Source organism: Streptomyces sp. SID14436 (assembly GCF_010548465.1).
Lineage (GTDB): Bacteria > Actinomycetota > Actinomycetes > Streptomycetales > Streptomycetaceae > Streptomyces.
Genome location: NZ_JAAGMD010000494.1, coordinates 1 through 677 on the forward strand (window position 1 = coordinate 1; position 677 = coordinate 677).

At 79.3% G+C, this 677-nt stretch carries 1 pseudogene; it reads right to left on the bottom strand.

Features of this window, described 5'->3' with window-relative positions:
• Window positions 1-650, bottom strand: a pseudogene (locus G3I53_RS16950) (hypothetical protein); the annotation flags it as partial.
• Window positions 651-677: the final 27 nt, after the last annotated feature.

The window sequence follows — 677 nt, forward strand, 5'->3', positions numbered from 1 at the left end:
AGGCCGAGCAGGGCGCCGCCGAGGGCGGTGCCGAGGCCGGTCGCGGTCAGTGCGCGGCGGCGGCAGCCGGCGACGGCGATCCCCGCGACGGCGAGGGTCACGGCCGCCAGCGGCAGCCACAGGGCGGCGGTCTCCAGCACCTGGTACCCCTTCCGGAGGCCGGGCACGTCCCGCGCGGGGACCACCGCGACCCGGGTGTGCTCGACGGGAATGCGCCGGGCGAACGGCACCCGGTCGGCGACGAGACGCTGCTTCACCTCGGCGGTGACGGGCGCCAGGTCGACGGTGACCGGGCCGGGCGCCGCCCGGTCGTCGCGCACGGCGTGCAGCACCGCGTCGTGGACGGCACGGTTGCCCGCCTCCCAGGCGGTGCGGAACGCCTCGGTGCGGGTGAACGAGCGGACCGCGTCCCGGACGAACGGCCCGACGGCCGGGGAGGTCTCGGCGCCCAGTTCCCGCACCACCCCGTCCCCGACGGCGTCGGCGACCGCGTCCCGTACGTCGGGGTCGGCGGCCAGCGGGGCCATCGTGCCGACGTAGCGGCCGGTGTCCGTGAGCCCGTGGGCGGCCCAGGCGGCGAGCGTGCCGCAGGGAGCCAGCAGGCAGGCCAGGGCGATCAGGGCGGCCGAGGCGGCGTTGCGCAGCCGCACGGCCGGGCCCGCGCGGCGGGTACGGCG